We start from the raw sequence: 21,292 nt of genomic DNA on the forward strand, positions 1-21,292 counted from the left end.
TGAAAAAATGACTTAAGATCAAAAGAAATTTAATTTTTGCGCATAATTTGGGTAGATTTTACGGGCATGGTCTTTATAATCTCTGCTTTTAGTTCTATTCCTGATGGGATCAAACACGATGACTGACCTCGTTCAGCAATTGGCAACCGAGCTTGCCGTACGTCCGAACCAAGTAGAAGCTGCAATCCGTTTAATTGATGAAGGCGCAAGTGTTCCATTTATTGCCCGTTATCGTAAAGAAGTGACACAAGGTCTTGATGATACGCAGCTGCGTCAATTAGATACGCGCTTAAGCTATTTGCGTGATTTGTTTGAACGTCGTGAAAAAGTGATTCAATCATTACAAGAACAAGACAAACTAAGCGATGATTTATTGGCACGTGTGAATGCGGCAGAAACCAAAAATGCCTTAGAAGAAATTTATGCGCCGTATCGTCCAAAACGCACCAGTAAATCATTTAAAGCCAAAGAAGCGGGCTTAGGTGCAATTGCGACGCAAATTTTGACTGAAGAAATTGAACCTGCACAAGCATTGGTCGGTTTTAGCCACGAAGATTATCCAGATTTAGACAGCCAACTTGATGCTATTTCGCATATTGTGATTGATGAGTGGGCACAAAACATTGGTTTAAGTGTCGACCTTAAAACGATTTTTGCTAAAACTGCGAGCTTAAAAAGCAGCGTTGCTTCAGAAGAAAAGAAAGAAGTCGGTAAAAAGTTCCGTGACTATTTTGAGTTTTCTGAAAATTTAAACAAATTACCATCGCACCGCTTATTGGCGTTGTTACGTGGTCGTCAAGAAAATGTTTTAACTTTAAAAGTTGAAGGCGAAGACCATGCACCGTTAGCACGTGTCGAAACGGAATATGCGCTTGAAACGCTTCAGCCGCAAGCACGCCAAGACTTTTTAAAGCAAACAGCAAAATTGTTTTGGTTAGGTAAAATTCGTCCGCAAATCGAACATTCGTTACTCACCGAAAAACGCTTAAATGCAGAAAATGAAGCGATGCAGGTGTTTGCAGAAAACTTACGCCATTTGTTGTTATCTGCACCTGCGGGTGGTCGTACTACATTGGGGGTAGACCCTGGTATTCGCACAGGTGTGAAGCTTGCAGTCGTGAGCGATTCAGGCGATGTCTTGGCTCATAGCACGATTTATCCATTTGCACCAAAAGACGACAAAGCAGGTTCAATTGCAGAATTAGCACGTTTATGTGGCGAATTTAAAGTTGACTTGGTTGCGATTGGTAATGGTACAGCAAGTCGTGAAACTGAAAGTTTAGTCGCTGAAATGATGACTGCACACCCTGAGCTGAAATTGACGCGTGTTTCGGTTAGTGAAGCGGGTGCATCGGTATATTCTGCAAGTGAATTAGCGTCTCAAGAATTACCTGAATTGGATGTGTCAATTCGTGGAGCAGTTTCGATTGCACGCCGTTTACAAGACCCATTGGCAGAACTTGTGAAGATTGATCCAAAATCGATTGGTGTGGGTCAATATCAGCACGATGTCAACCAAACAGGTTTGGCAAAAACGCTAGATGCTGTGGTAGAAGACTGTGTGAATGCGGTAGGTGTGGATGTCAATACAGCATCTGCGGCTATTTTGGGTTATATCGCAGGTTTAAATAAATCGATTGCACAGCAAATTGTTGAATATCGTAAAGAGCATGGTCGTTTTGAGCAGCGCCAAGCATTGAAAAATGTACCTCGTTTAGGTGAGCGTACGTTTGAACAAGCTGCAGGTTTCTTACGCATTCAAAATGGTGCTGAGCCTTTAGATGCATCGGCGGTGCATCCTGAAAGTTACCCATTGGTTGAAAAAATTGTTGCAGCGAAAGCAACAACGCTAAAAGACATTATTGGCAATAGCGAAATTATTCGCCAAGTTCATGCCGATGAATTTGTCGATGACAAATTCGGTTTACCAACGATTCAAGATGTTTTAGCTGAACTTGAAAAACCAGGTCGTGACCCACGTCCAGAATTTCGTACCGCTAAGTTCCGTGAAGACATTACAGAAGTTGCGCAATTAACCGAAGGCATGCAGCTTGAAGGTGTGATTACCAATGTTACCAATTTTGGTGCATTTGTTGATGTTGGTGTACACCAAGATGGCTTGATTCATATTTCTGAGCTTGCCAATGAATTTGTTGCCGACCCACATAAAGTGGTAAAACCGGGGCAAATTGTCCAAGTGCGTGTATTAACGGTTGATGTTGAGCGTCAACGTGTGAACTTGAGTATGCGTCCTGAAGGTTCTGCACCTGTGAAAGCACCACGTGCGCCGCGCCGTGAACTAACTACGGACGCACGTAAGCCACAAGCGAAGCGTCCGCAAAATACAGCACGTGCCAATGATGCGGTGAAGAAACCACAACGTGCGAAACAAGAAAAACCACAAGAGCAAAAAATTGGTGGTTTAGGCGCATTGTTGTTACAAGCAGGGATTAAAGGTTCTAAATAAAATTTAGCCAATCAATCTGTATTAAAAAACCTTCCTTCGGGAAGGTTTTTAAATTCGTATGAGATCATATTGCTTATGCTAAATATTCATCACTTTTTTACAGGTTGATAGGCTCCGAACAAAGAAGCTGATGAGATTTAAATTGGCTTTACCTCTTTAGGGTAAAACCTAATCTTTTGATAAAATCTGCGTAATTTTACCAATGCTCGCCTGGAAACAAACGGGCATACGCTTTTTGCACCCAATTGAGTTGTTCTTCTTTGCCCACCGATGCACTTGAACTTGGGAATAAGTTAAAGCCAATCGACATCAGTTTATTGTTAATTTCAGGAGCAACAGCATAGGTTAATGAGGCCAAATAACCTAAATGTGTAGCAATTTTTTTCGGACGCTTCACAATTGCATACGCAATTAAGTCGGCGGCTTGTTCAGGTGATAAGGTTGGCACGTAATTATAGATTTTGGTCGGTGCAATCATGGGCGTGCGCACCAATGGCATATAAATTGAGGTAATCGCAATTTTATGTGCATGTACTTCGGCAGACAAACAGCGACTAAAAGCATCAAGCGCGGCTTTAGAGGCAACATAAGCCGAGAAACGCGTTGCATTGGCTAAAACACCAATTGAGCTGATGTTAATAATTTGTCCGTTCTGACGCTGAATCATATGTGGTAATAAGTTTAAAACTAAGCGCACTGCGCCAAAATAATTCAGTTGCATTGTACGTTCAAAGTCATGAAAACGGTCGAGAGATTCATGCACTGCACGGCGAATCGAACGTCCGGCATTGTTAATTAAAATATCAATATGTTCAACTTCTGCCAAAATTTGCTTTGATGTCGTATCAATGGCATTCATATCACTTAAATCGCAAGAAAAAATAGAGGCCTTGCCGCCAGCTTGTTCAATTTCTTTTTGAACTTCTTGTAAGTTTTCTAACGTACGTGCCACTAAAAGCACGTGTGCGCCTGCCTGTGCGAGTTTTTTAGAAACAGTAAGACCAATCCCACTAGATGCACCTGTAACTAAGATGGTTTTACCTGCGACTTGCGCTTGAAAGCGGAGTTCCAGTTTTCTATTCACGTGTTGTTCCCTGACCTTCATACCAATGGACAATGTCCGAAATATAACTTTATTGTACTGCAAATCATGTTGTTTTCTTAGGTGATCACGCAATTATTTTGTTCAAAATCAGCCCTGAAAATACTGTGATGATCGTTTGTTTTGGCAAATTTCCATCGCATTTTTAAGGCTATTTTTTGTATATATAACATGCTTTTTTAAAAGCGTGAAGTTCTGAAGTAGCGCGTTAGATTGCACACAATAGGATACGAATGATGTTAAAGGAATGATGTAAACTTGTATTGAAAAGTAGATGGTTGCCATTTATCGAGATCCTTCTGATCTAAGAAAAACATGCCTTCTGATCGTCATGTTTTCAGCGTATAATAGACAAAATTTTCTCGCAGTTTTGCGGTGTTTTGCTTTTCCTATTTTGAGGAGTCCTGAGTGGCCCAATATATTTATACAATGAACCGAGTGTCAAAAATGGTTCCGCCAAAGCGCGAAATCTTAAAAGACATTTCTTTATCATTTTTCCCAGGTGCTAAAATTGGTGTGCTGGGTTTAAACGGTGCAGGTAAGTCAACCCTACTTCGCATTATGGCGGGCGTAGACAAAGACTTTTCGGGTGAAGCACGTGCACAGCCAGGTATTAAAATCGGCTATCTTGAGCAAGAACCACCACTTGATCCAAATAAAGACGTTCGTGGTAACGTAGAAGATGGTTTACGTGAACCATTAGATGCCTTGGCGCGCTTAGATGAAGTTTTTGCTGAATATGCTGCTGAAGATGCAGATTTTGATGCGCTTGCCAAAGAACAAGAAAAGTTAGAAGCGATTATCCATTCATGGGATGCACATAATATTGTCAACCAAATGGATCAAGCAGCAGCAGCATTAAACTTACCTGCTTGGGATGCGGATGTGACCTTGCTTTCGGGTGGTGAACGCCGTCGTGTGGCATTGTGCCGTTTGCTTCTATCTAAACCTGACATGTTGTTACTTGACGAACCAACCAACCATTTGGATGCTGAATCTGTATCTTGGTTGGAGCGTTTCTTAAAAGACTTTGCAGGTACGATTGTTGCGATTACGCATGACCGTTATTTCTTAGATAACGTCGCTGAATGGATTCTCGAGCTTGACCGTGGTATGGGTATTCCTTATCAAGGTAACTATTCTTCTTGGTTAGAGCAGAAAAATGCCCGTTTAGAGCAAGAGAACAAGCAAGAAGAATCTTTTGCCAAAGCATTGAAAAAAGAACTTGAATGGGTTCGTTCAAATGCGAAAGGTCAGCAAAAGAAAAACAAAGCGCGTATGGAGCGTTTTGAAGAGCTTAACTCGCGTGAATTCCAACAACGTAACGAAACTTCTGAAATTTACATTCCACCTGGTCCACGTTTAGGGAACAAAGTGGTTGAAGTTGAAGGTATCAGTAAATCGTTTGATGGTCGCTTACTTTATAAAGATTTAACCTTTACTGTGCCACCAACAGCGATTGTGGGTATTGTGGGTGAGAATGGTGCAGGTAAAACGACATTATTCCGTATGATGACAGGCGAGCTACAACCAGATACAGGTTCTGTGGTGCTGGGTGAGTCAGTTAAAGTGGCTTACGTGGGTCAGATTCGTGACACATTGGATAACAACAAAACGGTTTGGGAAGAAGTTTCTGGCGGTTTAGATATCCTACGGATCGGTGAATATGAAATTGCATCACGTGCATATATCGGTCGTTTTAACTTTAAAGGTCAAGATCAGCAAAAACGCGTAGGTCAATTGTCAGGTGGTGAGCGTAACCGTTTACAACTTGCGAAAATCCTGCAAATGGGCGCGAACGTAATCTTACTCGATGAACCATCGAATGACTTGGACATCGAGACTTTACGTGCGCTTGAAGATGCAATTTTGGTCTTCCCTGGTACGGTAATGGTGATCTCGCATGACCGTTGGTTCTTAGACCGTATTGCAACGCACATCTTATCATTTGAAGGTCCAACACCAGAGTTCTTTGACGGTAACTATACTGAGTTTGAAGAATATCGCCGTAAACGTGATGGTGATGACCTTGTAACTAAGCGTCAAAAATATCGCAAAATTGGTGGTTAATCTTTCCATTTAAATAAAAAACCAGCTTCCGAGCTGGTTTTTTATTTGAACGATGGTCGCCTTATTTTTGCCAAACATGATTACAGTCACGGCATTTCCATGCTTTTTGTGCTTGCATAAAACTTTGCATTGAAATTTTAAAGTTGGGTAAATCGCGCCAAAATAATAAACCAGAAATAACGGTAATGACGAATACGACAACGGTTGCAATTTCTAATGTTGTGCCTGCACCATTGCTAAAAATCCAGAGCACGATACTTGCAACCACAAGCAATAATAAAAGAAAAATTGAAAACACCAAAACAATTAAACTTTTTGGGACTTCTGGGCGAGGTGAATTGATTCCTTGGCTAACAGGAAGAATTTTCGCACTTTGGCATTGGGGGCAGCGGTATTGCATGGAAACTCCAAGTTTATTTTGTGGTTATTTTAACGAATTTTAAGAAAAAGCAAAAAGTATTGGCAAGAAAAAAGCCACTGAATCAATTCAGTGGCTTTTTAGAATTTGGCGTCCCTACGGGGATTCGAACCCCGGTTACCGCCGTGAAAGGGCGATGTCCTAGGCCTCTAGACGATAGGGACTTATCGAGGCAACACAGGTAAAGCAATTAAAATTGGTGGAGTCAAGGAGGATCGAACTCCTGACCTCTACAATGCCATTGTAGCGCTCTACCAACTGAGCTATGACCCCAGTCTGTGTGAGCGCTATATTAGTGGGCTTCGGCTCACACGTCAAGAAAAAAGTTTAACTTGTTGAATCAGTTGTATCATTTTTCGGCAATTGGATGCTTTCATTCAACTTTTCCCATACTTTTAGCTCTTTTTTGCTTGGTGCACCTAAAATTTCAAGTGCATGACGCAAACGCGCATAAGTTAAATCAGGGCCAATTGTAACCATCGCTTGCATAACAGGTGTTGAACTGGTCGAACCTGCAATTGCAATAAAGAATGCTGGCATAAAGTCACGTAGTTTAATTTCCATTTGGTTAGCCAAATCCATCAAAATTTGGCTCACGGTCTCATTATTCCACGTAAAGGTTTTTTCTAAACGCCAAATGGCAAATTGTAAACTTTGACGCACTTGTTCAGGCGTTAACTTTTTGCTGACAAACATTTCTGCTGTTAAAGTTGGCATGTGATTAAAGTAAAAACCTGCCCAGTTCACTGCTTCTGAAAGTAGATTAATACGTGGTTGAATGGCAGCAGCAATCTCTTCTAATTTCTGTGGATTAGCCTGCCAAGTTAACAGGCGCTCCAAAAGTTGTGCAGGGGTTAAGGCTTTAATCCACTGACCATTGAGCCAATTTAATTTTTCGACATCAAAAACAGGGCCACCTAAAGAGACGCGCTGAATGTCGAAGTTGTCAATCATTTCGGCCAATGTAAATACTTCACGTTCGTCTGGCATTGACCAGCCCATGCGACCCAAATAGTTAATCAAGGCCTCAGGTAATACGCCAATATCTTTATAATAGTTAATAGATGTTGGGTTTTTACGTTTTGATAGTTTTGATTTGTCTGGGTTACGCAGCAATGGCATATGGCAAAGCTGTGGCATGTCCCAACCAAAATATTGATATAGCAGTTGGTGTTTGGGTGCAGATGGCAACCATTCTTCGCCACGGAATACATGGCTGATTTGCATTAAATGATCATCGACTACGTTAGCTAAATGGTAGGTTGGCAAACCATCGGTTTTAAGCAACACTTGCATGTCAACCTGCGCCCATGGGATTTCCACTTCGCCGCGCAGTAAGTCATTGATTGTACAAATTCCTTCTTCAGGCACTTTCATACGAATGACGTGTGCTTCGCCTGCTGCAAGGCGCTGTTGTACTTCATCTTGAGATAGTTTTAAACCACGACCATCATATTTTGGAGTTTCGCCACGCGCTTGTTGTTCTGCACGCATTTGGTCAAGTTCTTCTGCGGTTGCAAAACAATAAAATGCATGGCCTTTTTCAACCAATTCAAGCGCATATTGCTTATAAATTCCCATACGCTCTGACTGACGATATGGTGCATGTGGGCCACCAACATCAGGGCCTTCAGACCAGTTCAAACCTAACCAACGGAGTGAATCTAAAATCATTTTCTCAGATTCAGGCGTTGAGCGAACTTGGTCGGTATCTTCAATACGTAAAATAAATTCGCCGCCATGTTGTTTGGCAAAGCAAAGGTTAAATAAGGCAATATAAGCAGTTCCTACATGAGGAAAACCTGTAGGAGAGGGTGCAATGCGCGTGCGAACTTTCATCATGGATGCAATAATCTATATTTTAATCCGCCTATTATAGCGAAAAAGCCGATTGCTTGGGGGATTTCAGCGATGACAAAAATGTATTGCTATAATAGAACGGTGTCGAAATTTTTTTAATTTAATCATCCGAACCTTCAGTTTCATTTGAAATAAACTGAAGGTGAATGTTAAGAGTCAGGTCGGAAAATCGCTTGCCAAAAACGAGAAAAACTTTCGTGCTGATAGGCAAAAAAACGTTGAGACGGCTCTACATGAATGGTGTTGAGCAGTTTAATTTCATTTAAATCGGTATTGATGCTGTTATCGTTTTGCTTTTGTTTTTCCAGTTCCTTCGCCATAAAACCTGAAGCATGATTGGTTAGTAATGGGCCATTATTGTTTTTAAGTGTTTTCGGGGCAATTGGAAGCGCATAAGCTTGGTTTAAAAATAACACGCATACACCACCGAGGAACAATCCACGTAAACTCATACGGTAACCTCCTCATCAAATTGGTGAATCATTAACATTAATGTTTAAAACTTAAACATTAATATACCTAAAAATAGCCAAGTTCAAAACTTTTTTATATTACAAAATATATACCATTTGCAAGAAAAACGCAGCAAATGAGGGTGAGGAGAAACAAGAGCAAAACAAAAGGGATTAAGTGCGGTTATGCATGATCGGTTTGTGTGACTGCAATAGCACAAATATGCAATTAGATTGCTTTTATTATTATAACCATTTGTTAGTTAAGTATAAATTAAAGCGTTTATAGTGTGTTTTTTTAGATTATCTTGGTTCTAAAAATGAAAAAAACATGGATCTTTGGTGCATTAAGTATATTTTCGTTAATCACAACGCATAGTTTTGCAGATAAAACCTTTTTAAATGTGTCGTATGACCCGACACGTGAATTTTACCAAGAATATAATCAGCAATTTGGGCAATATTGGCAAAAGCGGACTGGTGAAAAAGTTGAATTTAAACAATCGCATGGTGGCTCAGGAAAGCAGGCAAGAGCAGTGGCTACAGGGTTGCAAGCCGATGTGGTGACTTTAGCTTTAGCCAATGATATTGATGAAATTTCACAAGCGGGTTTTATTCGCCCCGATTGGCAAAAGCAATTCCCAAATCATTCGGCACCGTATACGTCTACAGTGGTGTTTTTGGTACGAAAAGGGAATCCAAAACAGATTAAGGATTGGAATGATTTGACCAAATCTGGAGTGGAGATTATTACACCTAACCCCAAAACAGGTGGTGCACCACGTTGGATTTATTTGGCAGCATGGGGTTATGCATTAAAACAGCCGGGTGGCAATGACACGAAAGCACGTGATTTGGTATCGAGGCTTTATCATAATGTGAAGGTGCTTGATTCGGGCGCACGTGGTTCTCTCACCACTTTTGCCGAGCGTGGGATTGGAGATGTCTTGCTGACATGGGAAAATGAAGCATTATTGGCGCAAAATACTTTGGGTAAAGATAAATTTCAAATTGTTTATCCGTCGGTGTCAATTTTAGCTGAACCATCCGTTGCTATTGTAGATAAAACCGTTGATAAAGATGGAAATCGCAATCTTGCGAAAGGTTATTTAAATTTTCTTTATTCACCGATTGGTCAAAACTTGGCGGCGAAATATAATTTTAGACCACGCAATGCACAAGTGGCGCAACAATATGCCGCCAAGTTTCCTAAAATTCAATTGTTCACAATCGATCAAGTCTTTGGTGGTTGGAAAAAAGCACAGAAAATTCATTTTGCCAATGGCGGTGTTTTTGACCAAATTTATAGTCAATAGTGATGTGTATTTGAAGTTTGAAAGTAGAGAATAGGGGGCAAAGGTGCTGCCTATTCCCTAAAATGTTGAAAATTGAATAAAAAATTGGAAATAACAATCATAAAGTAATAATTACGTACAAAAAGACGTTTGGAAGTTCGAGTAAACACAGGGATAATATGCAATTACATTTTTAATTATGATCTTGCTATTTTATGTCCCATATTTCTGTATTGCTTCATGAAACTATAGATGCGTTACTCGCAGATCGGCATACAGGAATTTATGTCGATGCCACCTTTGGTCGAGGTGGGCATAGTCGTTTATTGTTGTCAAAATTAGATGCCAATAGTCAGGTCTATGCGTTTGATAAAGACCCACAAGCCTTAGCAGTTGCGGCAGAATTAGCGCAGCAAGATCCACGTTTTCATATCATCCATGCTAGTTTTGCAGATATTACGCAAGAGTTAAATGCGCGTGGCATCACCGAAGTCGATGGTATTATGGCAGACCTTGGCGTGTCATCACCGCAATTAGATCAGGCTGAGCGTGGTTTTAGCTTCATGAAAGCAGGCCCACTCGATATGCGCATGGACAACTCTCAAGGTCAAACCGCGAGTGAATGGTTGATGGAAATTGAAGAAGAACAACTGGCCAATGTTATTTTTCAGTACGGCGAAGAACGCTATAGTCGCCGTATTGCCCGTGCCATTAAAAATGCAGGCTTAATGACCACAACTGCCGAATTGGCTGAGGTGGTGAAAGTTGCCCATCCAAAATGGGAAAAAAATAAGCACGCGGCCACCCGAACTTTCCAAGCCATTCGAATTGCGATTAATAAAGAGTTAGAAGACGTTGAGCATTTCTTACCGCAATCGGTCGATTTGTTAAAAACAGACGGACGTTTGGCGGTGATTAGTTTTCATTCTTTAGAAGATCGTTTAATTAAACAGTTTATTCAAAAAGAGTCTTCTTTGGCTGAAGACAATGGTTGGGGTATGCCACAACAACAAGAAGATACTCGCCGTTTGAAGAAAATCTCACGGGTTAAAGCCAGCGAACAAGAAGTGAAAGACAATCCACGCTCTCGTAGTGCATGGTTAAGAGTTGCAGCGCGTTTAAGTCATTAAAGGCACATAATGAAAACAGAAGTGATTGCAGAAGTTGCAGAGAAAACCGAATCTATTCGTAAGCCTATTCAAAAATGGGTGACTTATGCGGTGCTGATTTTACTGGTGTTTATCAGCGCAATGATGGTGGTGTTTGAGGTATTTGAATATCGGCATGATTATCGTCAAATGAACAGTTATTTGCGCGATCAGGACGATTTAAATGCAGAATGGGGACGCTTGCTGATTGAGCAGCAAACCTTTGGTGCAACTGCCCAAATTGGTACTCGAGCAGTGACCCAACTTCGCATGTATTCACCGCCTGCCTCTGCAACGGTGGTTATTTCTCTTCCTGCATCCGACAAAAATAAGTAAGGTTGTATCATGGCTGAAAAACGAATGAATCAACCCCGTAAAGCAAAGCCGCGTGTTGCTGCTGTCACCCAAAAAAATGAAATCAGTTTTGATCAATGGCGCTACACCTTATTGTGGACAATCGTTATTGTCTGTTTTGTGACGTTAATTTTCCGTGCATTCTATGTGCAAGTGATTAATAAAGATTTCTTACAAAGCAAAGCCAATGCTTTAATTTTACGTGATGAAAAAATTAAAGCGATGCGTGGCATGATCACTGACCGTAATGGAGTGCCTTTGGCAATCAGTACTCCAATTATGAAAATTGTGATGGATCCACGTGATTATTTCGAAAATAAAAACCTTTATGATGAAATGACAGCGCCGCTTAAACCCGGTGAACGTCGTAAGCCAAAACAAAAGTTGCCCGATAAAGACTTTAATTTAGATGAGCTTGCCAGTTTGGTGGGCATGGATCCGAACCTGTTGAAAAAACAAATGCAGGCGCATCCACGTTCACGCTATTTGGTCTTAAAAACTGAAGTACCACCTCAGCAAGCCGATCTTATTTTAGAGCGTAATTTCCAAGGTGTTTATACTGAAAAATCGTATAAACGTTATTATCCGCAGCCACAGCCGAATGCACAAATTGTTGGACTGACCAATAATGATGGCATTGGGGTTGAAGGTTTGGAAATGAAGCTGAATAAGGCTTTAAATGGGGTAGATGGCTTACAAACCAATATTCGGGATAAATCAGGCAATCGGGTGAAAGATCCGGATGTGATTAAACCTGTACAAGCAGGTGAAAATTTCACTTTAAGTATCGACTCACGTTTGCAATACATTATGTATCGTGAGTTGACTGCGGCAGGGGTTGCCAACAATGCGCGCTCTGCAACCGCAATTGCAGTCGATGTAAAAACTGGCGAAATTTTAGCGATGGGCAGTTGGCCTTCATATAATCCAAATGATAAAGCCAGTTTGAGTAATAAAGATGCCATGCGTAACCGTGGTGCAATTGATATGTTTGAACCGGGTTCGACCATGAAGCCTTTTACCATTGCAGCAGCGCTTGAAAGTGGTAAATATACAACCAATACCGTGATTAATACCTCGCCGGGTTCAATGGTGATTGGCGGGCATTTAATTCGAGATACCCATGACCATGGTCAATTGACTTTGGCTGGTGTAATTATTAAATCGTCTAACGTGGGTGCTGCAAAAATTGCTTTGTCTTTACCTAAACCAACTATTCCAAGCTTCTTTAAACGGGTTGGATTTAGTCAGCGTTCTGCGGTGCATTTCCCTGGTGAAAGTGCGGGTTTAATTTTGCCACCAAAATACTGGGGTGTGTCAGAAATTGGAACTATGGCATATGGCTATGGCTTAAATGCAACGGTATTACAGTTAGCACAAGGCTATGCCATGTTGGCCAATCATGGTATGGAAATGCCATTGTCTTTATATAAAGTAAATCAACCTGAAAAAGGCAAACAGGTGCTAGACCCTAAAATTGCCGACCAAGTGTTATTGATGATGGAGCAAGTCACGTTACCAGGGGGAACTGCAATTCAAGCGCAAATTCCGGGTTATCGTGTGGCAGGGAAAACAGGTACGGCACATAAACTAAATGCCGACCGCCGTGGTTATTCTAAAACCGAATATCGGGCGCTCTTTGCAGGTGTTGCACCTGTAAGTAACCCTCGTATTGCAATGGTGGTTGTGGTTGAAAACCCGCGTGGTTCATATTATGGCGGTACAGTTTCTGCACCTGTATTCTCAAGAATCATGCAAGAGTCACTGCGCTTGTTAGATGTGCCTTTAGATAAACCACTGAGCGTCAATAAAGTCACAGCAGGGGGAGAAGACGACTAATGAATATTTTTTTACAACACATTTTAGATTTAGCGGACTTGCCTGCATGGATGGCGCAACCCTTTCATGGCTTTTGTTTAGACAGCCGTAAAGTGCAACAAGGGCAAGTTTTTATTGCATTGACCAGTTATAGCCAACCTGAAAAAACTTTGGCTTTTGCACAAACTGCTTTAGCAAATGGGGCTATTGGCATTATTGCAGAAGAAGCGTTAGCTGTAGATAACTGTTGGGTTTTTCCACAAGTGCGCAAGACCATGGGGTTGTGGCAAAAACGCTATTTAGAATTGTCCCAACCTGTTGAGGCGACAAGATTATTTGCAGTGACGGGCACGAATGGTAAAACCACCATTTCACGTTTAATTGCTGAGTTGGTGAGTTTTCAAGGCAAGCCTTGTGCGGTAATGGGCACAACAGGAAATGGGATTTTACCCCATTTAGAGGCCTCTACGCATACCACCTTAGATGCGATTCAACTGCAAAATGCGTTACATGGCTACGCCTTACAAGGTGCACAATTTGCAGCCTTAGAGGCCAGTTCACACGGTTTAGAGCAAGGGCGTTTAAAGGGTTGCCATATTGAAATTGCGGTGTATAGCAATTTGAGCCGTGACCATTTGGACTATCACAAAACGATTGAAGCGTATGCTGAAGCCAAGGCGCAGTTATTTGCCTTTGAAGGCTTAAAAGCTGCGATCATTAATTTAGATGATGATTATGCTGAGGTGATGCTGAATGCTGCACAGCAAAACTCAGCACAGCCGAAAATTTTTACCTATTCGTTAAAGAATACCAAGGCTGACTTTTACGTAACCGAGCTAAGCTTTAGTTTGCAAGGTGCGAGTTTTAAATTACATAGTTCGCAAGGCATTTTTGCAGTAAATAGCTCATTGCTTGGGCACTTTAATGTAGAAAATGTACTGGCCAGTTTAATTGCCGTATTTGCCGCAGGTTTTGATTTAGCCACGATTATTCAGAGCGTACCAAATTTAAAAGGTGCACCGGGGCGGATGCAAGTATTACGCAATGATCGGGCACTTTTTGTGGTTGACTATGCTCATACACCCGATGCTTTAATTCAAGTATTGACTAGTTTGCAGCGTCATGTCGCGCATCGTTTATGGGCGGTATTTGGCTGTGGTGGCGACCGTGACCGTGGCAAACGACCACTGATGACCCAAGCGGCTTTAGCTCATGCCAATCCTGTTATTTTGACTTCGGATAATCCACGTACGGAAAATCCTGAGCAGATTTTTGCCGATATGAAGCAAGATATTGAGTTTGCTGCACATGAAGTGCATGAAATTCATGATCGCCGTGAGGCCATTCGTTATGCGGTGCAGCATGCACAAGCGGGTGATATTGTGGTGATTGCGGGCAAAGGTCACGAGAACTATCAAGAAATTGAAGGTGTCCGCCATTGGTTTGACGATGTGGTAGAAGTTGAAGCCGCTATTCATCATCAAGGTGAAATTACCGCATATTCTGCTTTGGAAAATTAACTTATGCATACATCAACAACAAGTACTGCGCCGTTGATTGCATGGACGGTTGCCGAATTACAACAAGCCACCCAAGGCGTATGGTATCAAGGGCGTGTGCCACAAGGCGATATTAAACGTATTTTAACCGATTCACGTCATGCCGAAATGGGGGATGCTTTTTTAGCCCTAAAAGGCGAACGGTTCGATGCACATACTTTTATGACGCAGGTTCAGGCACAAGGTTGCCAAGTGGCAATTGTAAGTTCACCTCTTCCTGAATTAGATTTAGCTCAATTGGTAGTGCCAGACACCCGTTTGGCACTTGGGCATTTAGGGCAATTTCGCCGTCAGCAATATCCACATTTAAAAGTTATTGCACTGACGGGCAGCAGTGGCAAAACCACGACAAAAGAAATGCTTGGCAGTATTTTGGCACGGCTTGCCCCTACTTTAATTACCCGTGGTAACCTAAATAATGACTTAGGCGTCCCCATGATGTTATTGGAGTTACGCCCAGAACATCAATATGCCGTGATGGAATTGGGTGCAAGCCATATTGGTGAAATTGACTACACCTCAAATCTAGTTGCACCTGAAGTGGCGGGTATTTTAAATATTGGGACGGCACATTTAGGTGAGTTTGGTGGGCGTGAAAAAATTTGTCAGGCAAAATCTGAAATTTACGCGCATATTCAAGCAAAAGGCACAGCCATTGTCCCTGCCGCAGATGACTTTTTTGCGACAATTCAACAAAATGCCGCAGCACATCAGCAGCTAAGTTTTGGTGATGGTGGCGATATTTATGCAACTGAAATTCAGCTTGGTGCCCAGTCATCCACCTTTAAAATGCATACACCACAAGGTACTGTGGATATTGATTTGCCTTTTGCAGGCGCGCACAATGTTGAAAATGCCTTAGCGGCTAGCGCATTTGCATTGGCAATTGGCATTGACTTAGCCGATATAGTATTGGGTTTGGCACAGGCTAAAGGTGCGAAAGGGCGCTTGAATTTTATTCAACATCAGCAATACACATTGATTGATGATACCTATAATGCCAATCCATCTTCTATGCGTGCCGCAGCAGAGGTTTTGCTACAGCAACAGGGTGTTAAAGTGATGTTGATGGGCGATATTGGTGAGCTTGGCGAGAGTAGCCGAGATGAACATGCCGCACTTGGACATGACCTTGCCCAATTGCCGCTCGATTATGTCATTGCTGTGGGTGAATTCGCACAAGATACTGCTGCGGGGGCAGAACATGCGCAACATGTGCATGCATTTTCGACCCAAGCAGAAACACTTCCTTTTTTACTCGATTTAATTCAACAACATCAAAATCAGCCGATGAGTTTTTTATTTAAAGGCTCGCGTTATACGCACATGGAAACGCTGATGGCTGATGTGATGGAGAAACTTTAAATGCTGTTATGGTTATTTCAACATTTGGCAGGCTACGACAGTTCTTTTAATGTTGTTCGCTATTTAACATTACGTGCTTTGCTCAGTGTTTTGACCTCTTTAGGGATTGGTTTAGCACTTGGCCCAGTGATGATTCGTAAACTCCGTGCGCTTAAATATGGGCAAGCGGTGAGTTCCTTTGCACCTGAAAACCACGCAAAAAAAATGGGTACACCAACTATGGGGGGGATTTTAGTCCTCATGTCGATTGGTATTAGTACCTTACTATGGGCTGACTTATCCAACCCTTATGTCTGGATTGTGCTTGGCGTCATGGTGATTTTTGGTGCAGTGGGCTGGGCGGATGACTGGATTAAAATCCGTTATAAAGACAATGCAGGTTTACCTGCACGCAAAAAATTCTTTTGGACATCGGTTGGTTCTTTAGGTGCTGGTATCAGTTTGTACCTCATTGCAACGCATCAACCAAATCCTGTTTATACCCATAATATGCTTGATTTGCTCATTCCATTCTTTAAAAACTGGAGTGTGCCATTTTCGGCGGTACCTTTAGGTTTAGCTTTCTTGGCCTTTACTTATTTGGTGATTAATGGCGCATCCAATGCGGTGAACTTAACCGATGGTTTAGATGGCTTGGCGATTATGCCTGTGGTGTTGGTTGCAACAGGTTTGGGTGTGTTTGCTTATTTGTCGGGGGATATTCGTTTTGCTAACTATCTGCATATTCCTTATATCAAATATTCATCTGAACTGATTGTGATTTGTTCGGCAATGGTCGGTGCGGGTTTAGCCTTCTTATGGTACAACGCGCATCCTGCTCAAATTTTTATGGGTGATGTTGGTGCATTGTCGTTAGGTGCAATGCTTGGCACGATTGCAGTGATGGTCCGTCAGGAAATCGTTTTTGCGATTATGGGTGGTGTTTTTGTAATGGAAGCTATTTCGGTATTCTTACAAATTGGTTCATTACGTATGCGTAATAAGCGCGTATTTTTAATGGCGCCATTGCATCATCATTACGAAAAACAAGGCTGGAAAGAAACCCAAGTGGTGATTCGCTTTTGGATTATTACAATTATTCTAGTGGTTTTGGGCTTAATGACGCTAAAATTGCGTTAAGTCAGAAAGCAATATTAAAGCTGGCACTGTGCCAGCTTTTTTTATTGGGTAAAAATGAGAGAGTAAAACATGCAATGGTTAATGTGTCCTGTGTGTCGGGAACAGCTAGAATTGAACGCACGGACGTGGCGTTGCCAACAAGGGCATAGCTTCGATTTGGCCAAACAAGGTTATGTTAATTTGCATGTGGTGCAACATAAGCATAGCAAACAACCAGGTGACACGCCTGAGTCTGTTGCTGCACGGCGTGCCTTTTTGTCGGGTGGATTTTATGCACCCTTGCGTCAGGCCGTTGAGGCTTTATTACAGCAATACCAACCTAAAACCTTGTTAGATATTGGCTGTGGCGAAGGCTATTACATCCAAGCCATGCAAGCCCATGTTGTCGATTGTATTGGTGTCGATATTGCAAAGTCGGCAGTGCAACATGCAGCGAAAACCAATCCTGAAGTGACATGGGTGGTGGGTACAGGTGCAGTTTTACCTGTTTTAGATCAGTCGATGGAAATCTGCACCAGTTTATTTAGCCCGATTCCAAAACCAGAAATTTTACGTGTCTTAAAGCAAAATGGTTTGTGCTTGGTGGTAACGCCTGCACCGCAGCATTTATATGCACTGCGTGAGCAATTGTTTGATGAAGTGCGTCCGCATGAGCCTGAAAAGTTTGTGGCTCAATTAAGCGATGCATTTGAACTGCTCGAATCTAAAGTTGTGGATGCGCCATTGGTCTTGCAACAGCAAGATATCCAAAATTTATTGGCCATGACGCCTTATGCGTATAAAGCTAAACCTGAAAAACGTCAGGCATTAGAGCAACTGGCTCAGCTTGACGTGACGGCAAGTTTTCAATTGTATCTGTTTAAGAAGATGTAACAGCATCTTTAACCTTTAGTTATTTCTTACGCCTTGCTCGATAAACGAGTAAGGCGTAAATACGTTAAATGGCTTCATTTTGCGGATGCGATGACTCGACCAACTCTGCCAAATTATGATACTTCGCGACGATTTCTTGTGCATGTGATTGTAACGTTTGAATGAGCTTTTCACTATTCATGTATTCGAAGCGATTTTTAGAACCGACAATGGTCAGTGCCATTGGGGCAATTTTGTTGGAATATTGAATTGGAACCGATAGGCTTGAGTAAATGGGATTGACCTCGCCGTGTGAAAAATAATAGCCCTGTTTTTTAATTTTTTTCATGTGCTGAATAAATTCAGCCTCGTTGCTTGCAAAACCACTGTCTGCTAATTGTTGTGCATATTTTTGATAATAGCAATGCAAGCCTTGCTTATTTAAATGTGCCACAATTACTTTCGGGGATGAACCTAAGTATACGGGGCGAGGGTTACCACGACCATAAGACATCAATAATTGCCCACGAAATGATTCGTGATGCAAATCAATACAATAATCATGATTCAAAAAGGTCAGTAAACAGCTCATTTCTGTGCGTTCCACTGCATCTTTAATAAAGGGAATACTGACTTGTACCAGAGGTTCAGTGGTACGAGAAATATAATCTAAAACAGCAATTTTGGGCCCAAGCGTGTAATCACCTGAGGTACCACTCATGCGTTGTAATAAATCGGCAGAAACCAACTCTTTTAAATAACGATAACTGGTTGGTCGAGAAATACTTAACTCATGGCTAATAGTATCGACATCAATGACAGGACGGGTGACCGAAAATAAGTCAAGAACGGTTAAAATTTTCCCAAAACTTGTGATTGCCATAATTCAATTTCATTCCCGCAACAAAGGCATCAAGTGCAACATTAGATATAAATGCTGTTTTAACATATCTTGGCACAGATAAAAATGTAACTTAAATCTTATAAATTATCAAATAAGGATATTTTTGTTGACGATATTGGTTTTTTTTGAAAAAATTGCCAAACCTAATATCGAATAAAGAAGTTATTTCGTTTAAAGCGGTTGTTGTGTAATTGTCTATCTCTCGTTGTTTTTTCTGCTAAAAAATCAATAAAAGGTTTAATACACCCCCTTATAAGGCTGACTTTTTATTCGCTTGTCTTATTTTCATTGTTGTTGCTCTGTCTGCTGTGATTGGCTGTGTATAGGCTCGGTCATCCAAAGTGATGTCTGTGGCGTTGTCAGCAGTTGCTTGTTAAACACAAATAAGATGATTTTTACTGATGTTATCTGACTAGAGAACTGTATATGTTGCTCCATAAACAGCTATTGGCTTTTCGACCGTCAAAAATGGATTATATTTTTGCCGTAAAAGCATTTATTGCAGCGATGTTGGCGTTATATATCGCCTTTTCGCTCGATTTAGCGTATCCGATGTGGGCGATTGGTACAGTATTTATTGTTGTCAGTCCTTATTCAGGCATGGTGGCATCGAAAGCGATTTATCGGTTATTTGGTACAGCAGTTGGAGCGATTGTAGCGATTTTATTAACGCCAGTTTTAATTGATACGCCTTTCTTATTTAGTTGTGTTTTAGCCCTGTGGGTAGGTTTTTGTTTATATATTTCATTGCTAGACCGTACCCCACGTAGTTATGTATTCATGTTGGCAGGGTACACCACAGCTATGATTGTAGCGAATGCGGTCACCAATATTGACACGATTAGTGTGTTTGATATGGCACTTGGGCGTGTGCTCGAAATTTCGCTGGCTGTAGTGTGTACCTCGGTGGTCTTTGCCACCATTTTACCGCTGCATTTAGGCCCTGCCATTCAGCAGCGAGTTGCTAAAGTATTAGATGACACGCGTGACATTTTCCAACAAATTTTGACCAGTACTAAACCCGACCAAGATTATGTTCATTTATTGGGAATGATTACCCGTGATATTGCTGATATTCATGCTTTGGCAGTTCATTTAAGGTATGAAAAAGCTGAACTACGCGGAATGACCAAACCTTTACAGGAGTTATTACATCAACTGAGTATGGTGATTGCCAATTTAACGGCCATGTCGGAACGCGTTGCACAGTTAGATGAGTTAGGACTAAAAAACCGTCATGATTTGGCTTTGATTTCTGAACATGTGATGGCATTTTTGCAGCAGCAACAGCCGCTGCACACCCAAGACATTCAACAATTGCCTGCCGAATTTCATGTAGATTTTGCACAATTACAGCAACATGTTACGCCTGAACAAAACATTCTTTTAGACAGCTTAAAAATGGATATTCGGCATTTCATTCAAAATGTCATTACCGTGAAATTATTGTGGCAGCTCATTCAAAAGGGCGACAAAAATATTCCTGCTACGATTGCGCCGTTAACCACGAAATATCCGAGTTTGCATCGTGACCACGGGATGGCTCTGCGCAGTTCAGTTGCCGCAGCAGTTGCAATTATTGTGGCATTTTCAATTTGGATTTATAGCGGTTGGCGTGCAGGGTATATGATGGCTCAGCTGACGGCCGTATCCGCTTGTATTTTAACGGCGCTAGATAATCCTGTGCCTGCATTAAAGTTATTTATTCGGGGTAGTTTTTACGCCAGTGTCTTGGTGATTATTTATGTTTTCGGCATCATGCCTGAAGTCAAAGAATTTTGGCAATTGGCGTTGGTCTTAGCACCCTGCTTAATTTTTGTGGTCATGCTCTATCCACATCCACCATTAAATGGCTTAGCACTGCCAACCATGGTGTCTTTTATTATGAGCTTGAATTTACAAAACCATTATAAGACCGATGCGATTACTTTATTTGATGCTTGTTTTGCCAGTATTTTAGGGCCAATGATTGCAGTGATTGCCTTATATTTTATTCGTGCAATTTCACCTGAGGAAAGCGCCTCACGTTTGTTATCTGCCCATTATAAAGCGATGCGTGAAGCATTGTCTTTGTCGTATGGGGCCAGTTTTAGAATTCATTTACGCAGTATGCTTGACCGAATTGGTGTGTTAAATACCAAGTTGGTGCAATCTGATACCCTTAGAAAAACCATGAATTTGGCTTTAATTGAAACCAGTGCAGTGGTGGATTTAGTCCGTTTGCATGAACTGGCAGCACAGCCAGAAATATCAGCTGCACTAAAACAGCAATTATATGTGGTGCTTGCACACTTAGATGACACATTTCGTGAACAAGAAAAACAAGTCACATTTGTAGCATCATCAAATGACGCAATTTTTACTGAGTTCCAACAGCTTGCAAGGCTTGCACAGCAAGAACCTGTTGTCGATATTTCAGCGCGGGTCATGATGAGTCTGAATAACATTCAAAACAGCATTTTCCATCAGACCACACCGATTCTAACCATTCAACATAAAGGAGCATAAG

The 21,292-nt window shown here is 41.5% G+C and carries 16 protein-coding genes and 2 tRNA genes; 11 read left to right on the forward strand and 7 right to left on the reverse strand.

Going from position 1 to position 21,292, the window contains the following annotated elements:
- Nucleotides 1–118: 118 nt before the first annotated feature.
- Complete coding sequence (locus FXN70_RS04230; protein WP_324646239.1) at nt 119–2,467, forward strand: Tex family protein; 2,349 nt, start codon at nt 119–121, stop codon at nt 2,465–2,467.
- Between the two features lie 196 nt (nt 2,468–2,663).
- On the opposite strand, the gene FXN70_RS04235 is transcribed toward FXN70_RS04230, so the two are convergent.
- On the reverse strand, nt 2,664–3,551 hold the full coding sequence (locus tag FXN70_RS04235) for an SDR family NAD(P)-dependent oxidoreductase (protein ID WP_324646240.1): 888 nt from the start codon (nt 3,549–3,551) through the stop codon (nt 2,664–2,666).
- Nucleotides 3,552–3,977: 426 nt separating this feature from the next.
- Between FXN70_RS04235 and ettA the strand changes: the two genes are divergently transcribed.
- Nucleotides 3,978–5,639: an energy-dependent translational throttle protein EttA gene (gene ettA / locus FXN70_RS04240; RefSeq protein ID WP_324646241.1), complete on the forward strand. Its 1,662-nt coding sequence runs from the start codon at nt 3,978–3,980 to the stop codon at nt 5,637–5,639.
- Between the two features lie 61 nt (nt 5,640–5,700).
- On the opposite strand, the gene FXN70_RS04245 is transcribed toward ettA, so the two are convergent.
- The 5 genes from FXN70_RS04245 to FXN70_RS04265 all read right to left on the reverse strand — a co-directional run bounded on the left by FXN70_RS04245 (nt 5,701) and on the right by FXN70_RS04265 (nt 8,369).
- Nucleotides 5,701–6,039, reverse strand: coding sequence for a hypothetical protein (locus FXN70_RS04245; protein ID WP_324646242.1), 339 nt, complete (start codon nt 6,037–6,039; stop codon nt 5,701–5,703).
- A 106-nt stretch (nt 6,040–6,145) separates the two neighbouring features.
- Nucleotides 6,146–6,221, reverse strand: a tRNA-Glu gene (locus FXN70_RS04250).
- 33 nt (nt 6,222–6,254) lie between these two features.
- A tRNA-Ala gene (locus tag FXN70_RS04255) sits at nt 6,255–6,330 on the reverse strand.
- A 54-nt stretch (nt 6,331–6,384) separates the two neighbouring features.
- Nucleotides 6,385–7,896 (reverse strand): glutamate--tRNA ligase, encoded by a 1,512-nt coding sequence (gene gltX, locus FXN70_RS04260; protein WP_324646372.1) that lies wholly within the window; start codon nt 7,894–7,896, stop codon nt 6,385–6,387.
- Nucleotides 7,897–8,066: 170 nt separating this feature from the next.
- A complete protein-coding gene (locus FXN70_RS04265) occupies nt 8,067–8,369 on the reverse strand; it encodes a DUF4179 domain-containing protein (protein ID WP_324646243.1) in 303 nt (100 codons plus the stop codon).
- 320 nt (nt 8,370–8,689) lie between these two features.
- Between FXN70_RS04265 and FXN70_RS04270 the strand changes: the two genes are divergently transcribed.
- The 8 genes from FXN70_RS04270 to FXN70_RS04305 all read left to right on the forward strand — a co-directional run bounded on the left by FXN70_RS04270 (nt 8,690) and on the right by FXN70_RS04305 (nt 17,900).
- Nucleotides 8,690–9,685 (forward strand): sulfate ABC transporter substrate-binding protein, encoded by a 996-nt coding sequence (locus FXN70_RS04270; RefSeq protein WP_324646244.1) that lies wholly within the window; start codon nt 8,690–8,692, stop codon nt 9,683–9,685.
- Between the two features lie 194 nt (nt 9,686–9,879).
- Nucleotides 9,880–10,794 carry a 16S rRNA (cytosine(1402)-N(4))-methyltransferase RsmH gene (gene rsmH / locus FXN70_RS04275; protein WP_324646245.1) on the forward strand — a complete coding sequence of 305 codons (915 nt, stop codon included), beginning with the start codon at nt 9,880–9,882 and terminating at the stop codon, nt 10,792–10,794.
- Between the two features lie 9 nt (nt 10,795–10,803).
- Nucleotides 10,804–11,148, forward strand: a complete 345-nt coding sequence (ftsL, locus tag FXN70_RS04280; RefSeq protein ID WP_324646246.1) for a cell division protein FtsL — start codon at nt 10,804–10,806, stop codon at nt 11,146–11,148.
- A gap of 9 nt (nt 11,149–11,157) precedes the next feature.
- The gene (gene ftsI, locus FXN70_RS04285; protein ID WP_324646247.1) at nt 11,158–13,005 is read left to right on the forward strand and encodes a penicillin-binding protein PBP3; all 1,848 of its coding nucleotides are present in this window, start codon (nt 11,158–11,160) and stop codon (nt 13,003–13,005) included.
- Entirely contained in the window at nt 13,005–14,504 is a 1,500-nt protein-coding gene (locus tag FXN70_RS04290; RefSeq protein WP_324646248.1) for a UDP-N-acetylmuramoyl-L-alanyl-D-glutamate--2,6-diaminopimelate ligase, read from the forward strand. Before ftsI ends, FXN70_RS04290 begins: the two co-directional genes overlap by 1 nt.
- A gap of 3 nt (nt 14,505–14,507) precedes the next feature.
- Complete coding sequence (locus tag FXN70_RS04295; protein WP_324646249.1) at nt 14,508–15,908, forward strand: UDP-N-acetylmuramoyl-tripeptide--D-alanyl-D-alanine ligase; 1,401 nt, start codon at nt 14,508–14,510, stop codon at nt 15,906–15,908.
- Nucleotides 15,909–17,027 (forward strand): phospho-N-acetylmuramoyl-pentapeptide-transferase, encoded by a 1,119-nt coding sequence (mraY, locus tag FXN70_RS04300; RefSeq protein ID WP_324646250.1) that lies wholly within the window; start codon nt 15,909–15,911, stop codon nt 17,025–17,027.
- Between the two features lie 69 nt (nt 17,028–17,096).
- Nucleotides 17,097–17,900, forward strand: a complete 804-nt coding sequence (locus FXN70_RS04305) for a putative RNA methyltransferase (RefSeq protein WP_420714361.1) — start codon at nt 17,097–17,099, stop codon at nt 17,898–17,900.
- A 64-nt stretch (nt 17,901–17,964) separates the two neighbouring features.
- Here the strand turns inward: FXN70_RS04305 and FXN70_RS04310 are convergent, their stop codons facing one another.
- Nucleotides 17,965–18,762: an IclR family transcriptional regulator gene (locus FXN70_RS04310; RefSeq protein ID WP_324646251.1), complete on the reverse strand. Its 798-nt coding sequence runs from the start codon at nt 18,760–18,762 to the stop codon at nt 17,965–17,967.
- Nucleotides 18,763–19,212: 450 nt separating this feature from the next.
- Between FXN70_RS04310 and FXN70_RS04315 the strand changes: the two genes are divergently transcribed.
- A complete protein-coding gene (locus FXN70_RS04315) occupies nt 19,213–21,291 on the forward strand; it encodes an FUSC family protein (RefSeq protein ID WP_420714369.1) in 2,079 nt (692 codons plus the stop codon).
- Nucleotide 21,292: the final 1 nt, after the last annotated feature.

The organism is Acinetobacter sp. MD2 (assembly GCF_035615575.1).
Lineage (GTDB): Bacteria > Pseudomonadota > Gammaproteobacteria > Pseudomonadales > Moraxellaceae > Acinetobacter.

Excerpts from the sequence above, each read along its gene's own strand:
- FXN70_RS04245 (WP_324646242.1), bottom strand. The coding sequence starts at position 6,039 with ATGCAATACCGCTGCCCCCAATGCCAAAGTGCGAAAATTCTTCCTGTT.
- rsmH (WP_324646245.1), top strand. The coding sequence starts at position 9,880 with ATGTCCCATATTTCTGTATTGCTTCATGAAACTATAGATGCGTTACTC.
- ftsI (WP_324646247.1), top strand. The coding sequence starts at position 11,158 with ATGGCTGAAAAACGAATGAATCAACCCCGTAAAGCAAAGCCGCGTGTT.
- FXN70_RS04265 (WP_324646243.1), bottom strand. The coding sequence starts at position 8,369 with ATGAGTTTACGTGGATTGTTCCTCGGTGGTGTATGCGTGTTATTTTTA.
- gltX (WP_324646372.1), bottom strand. The coding sequence starts at position 7,896 with ATGAAAGTTCGCACGCGCATTGCACCCTCTCCTACAGGTTTTCCTCAT.
- ftsL (WP_324646246.1), top strand. The coding sequence starts at position 10,804 with ATGAAAACAGAAGTGATTGCAGAAGTTGCAGAGAAAACCGAATCTATT.
- FXN70_RS04295 (WP_324646249.1), top strand. The coding sequence starts at position 14,508 with ATGCATACATCAACAACAAGTACTGCGCCGTTGATTGCATGGACGGTT.
- FXN70_RS04230 (WP_324646239.1), top strand. The coding sequence starts at position 119 with ATGACTGACCTCGTTCAGCAATTGGCAACCGAGCTTGCCGTACGTCCG.
- FXN70_RS04310 (WP_324646251.1), bottom strand. The coding sequence starts at position 18,762 with ATGGCAATCACAAGTTTTGGGAAAATTTTAACCGTTCTTGACTTATTT.
- FXN70_RS04305 (WP_420714361.1), top strand. The coding sequence starts at position 17,097 with ATGCAATGGTTAATGTGTCCTGTGTGTCGGGAACAGCTAGAATTGAAC.
- FXN70_RS04270 (WP_324646244.1), top strand. The coding sequence starts at position 8,690 with ATGAAAAAAACATGGATCTTTGGTGCATTAAGTATATTTTCGTTAATC.
- FXN70_RS04290 (WP_324646248.1), top strand. The coding sequence starts at position 13,005 with ATGAATATTTTTTTACAACACATTTTAGATTTAGCGGACTTGCCTGCA.
- mraY (WP_324646250.1), top strand. The coding sequence starts at position 15,909 with ATGCTGTTATGGTTATTTCAACATTTGGCAGGCTACGACAGTTCTTTT.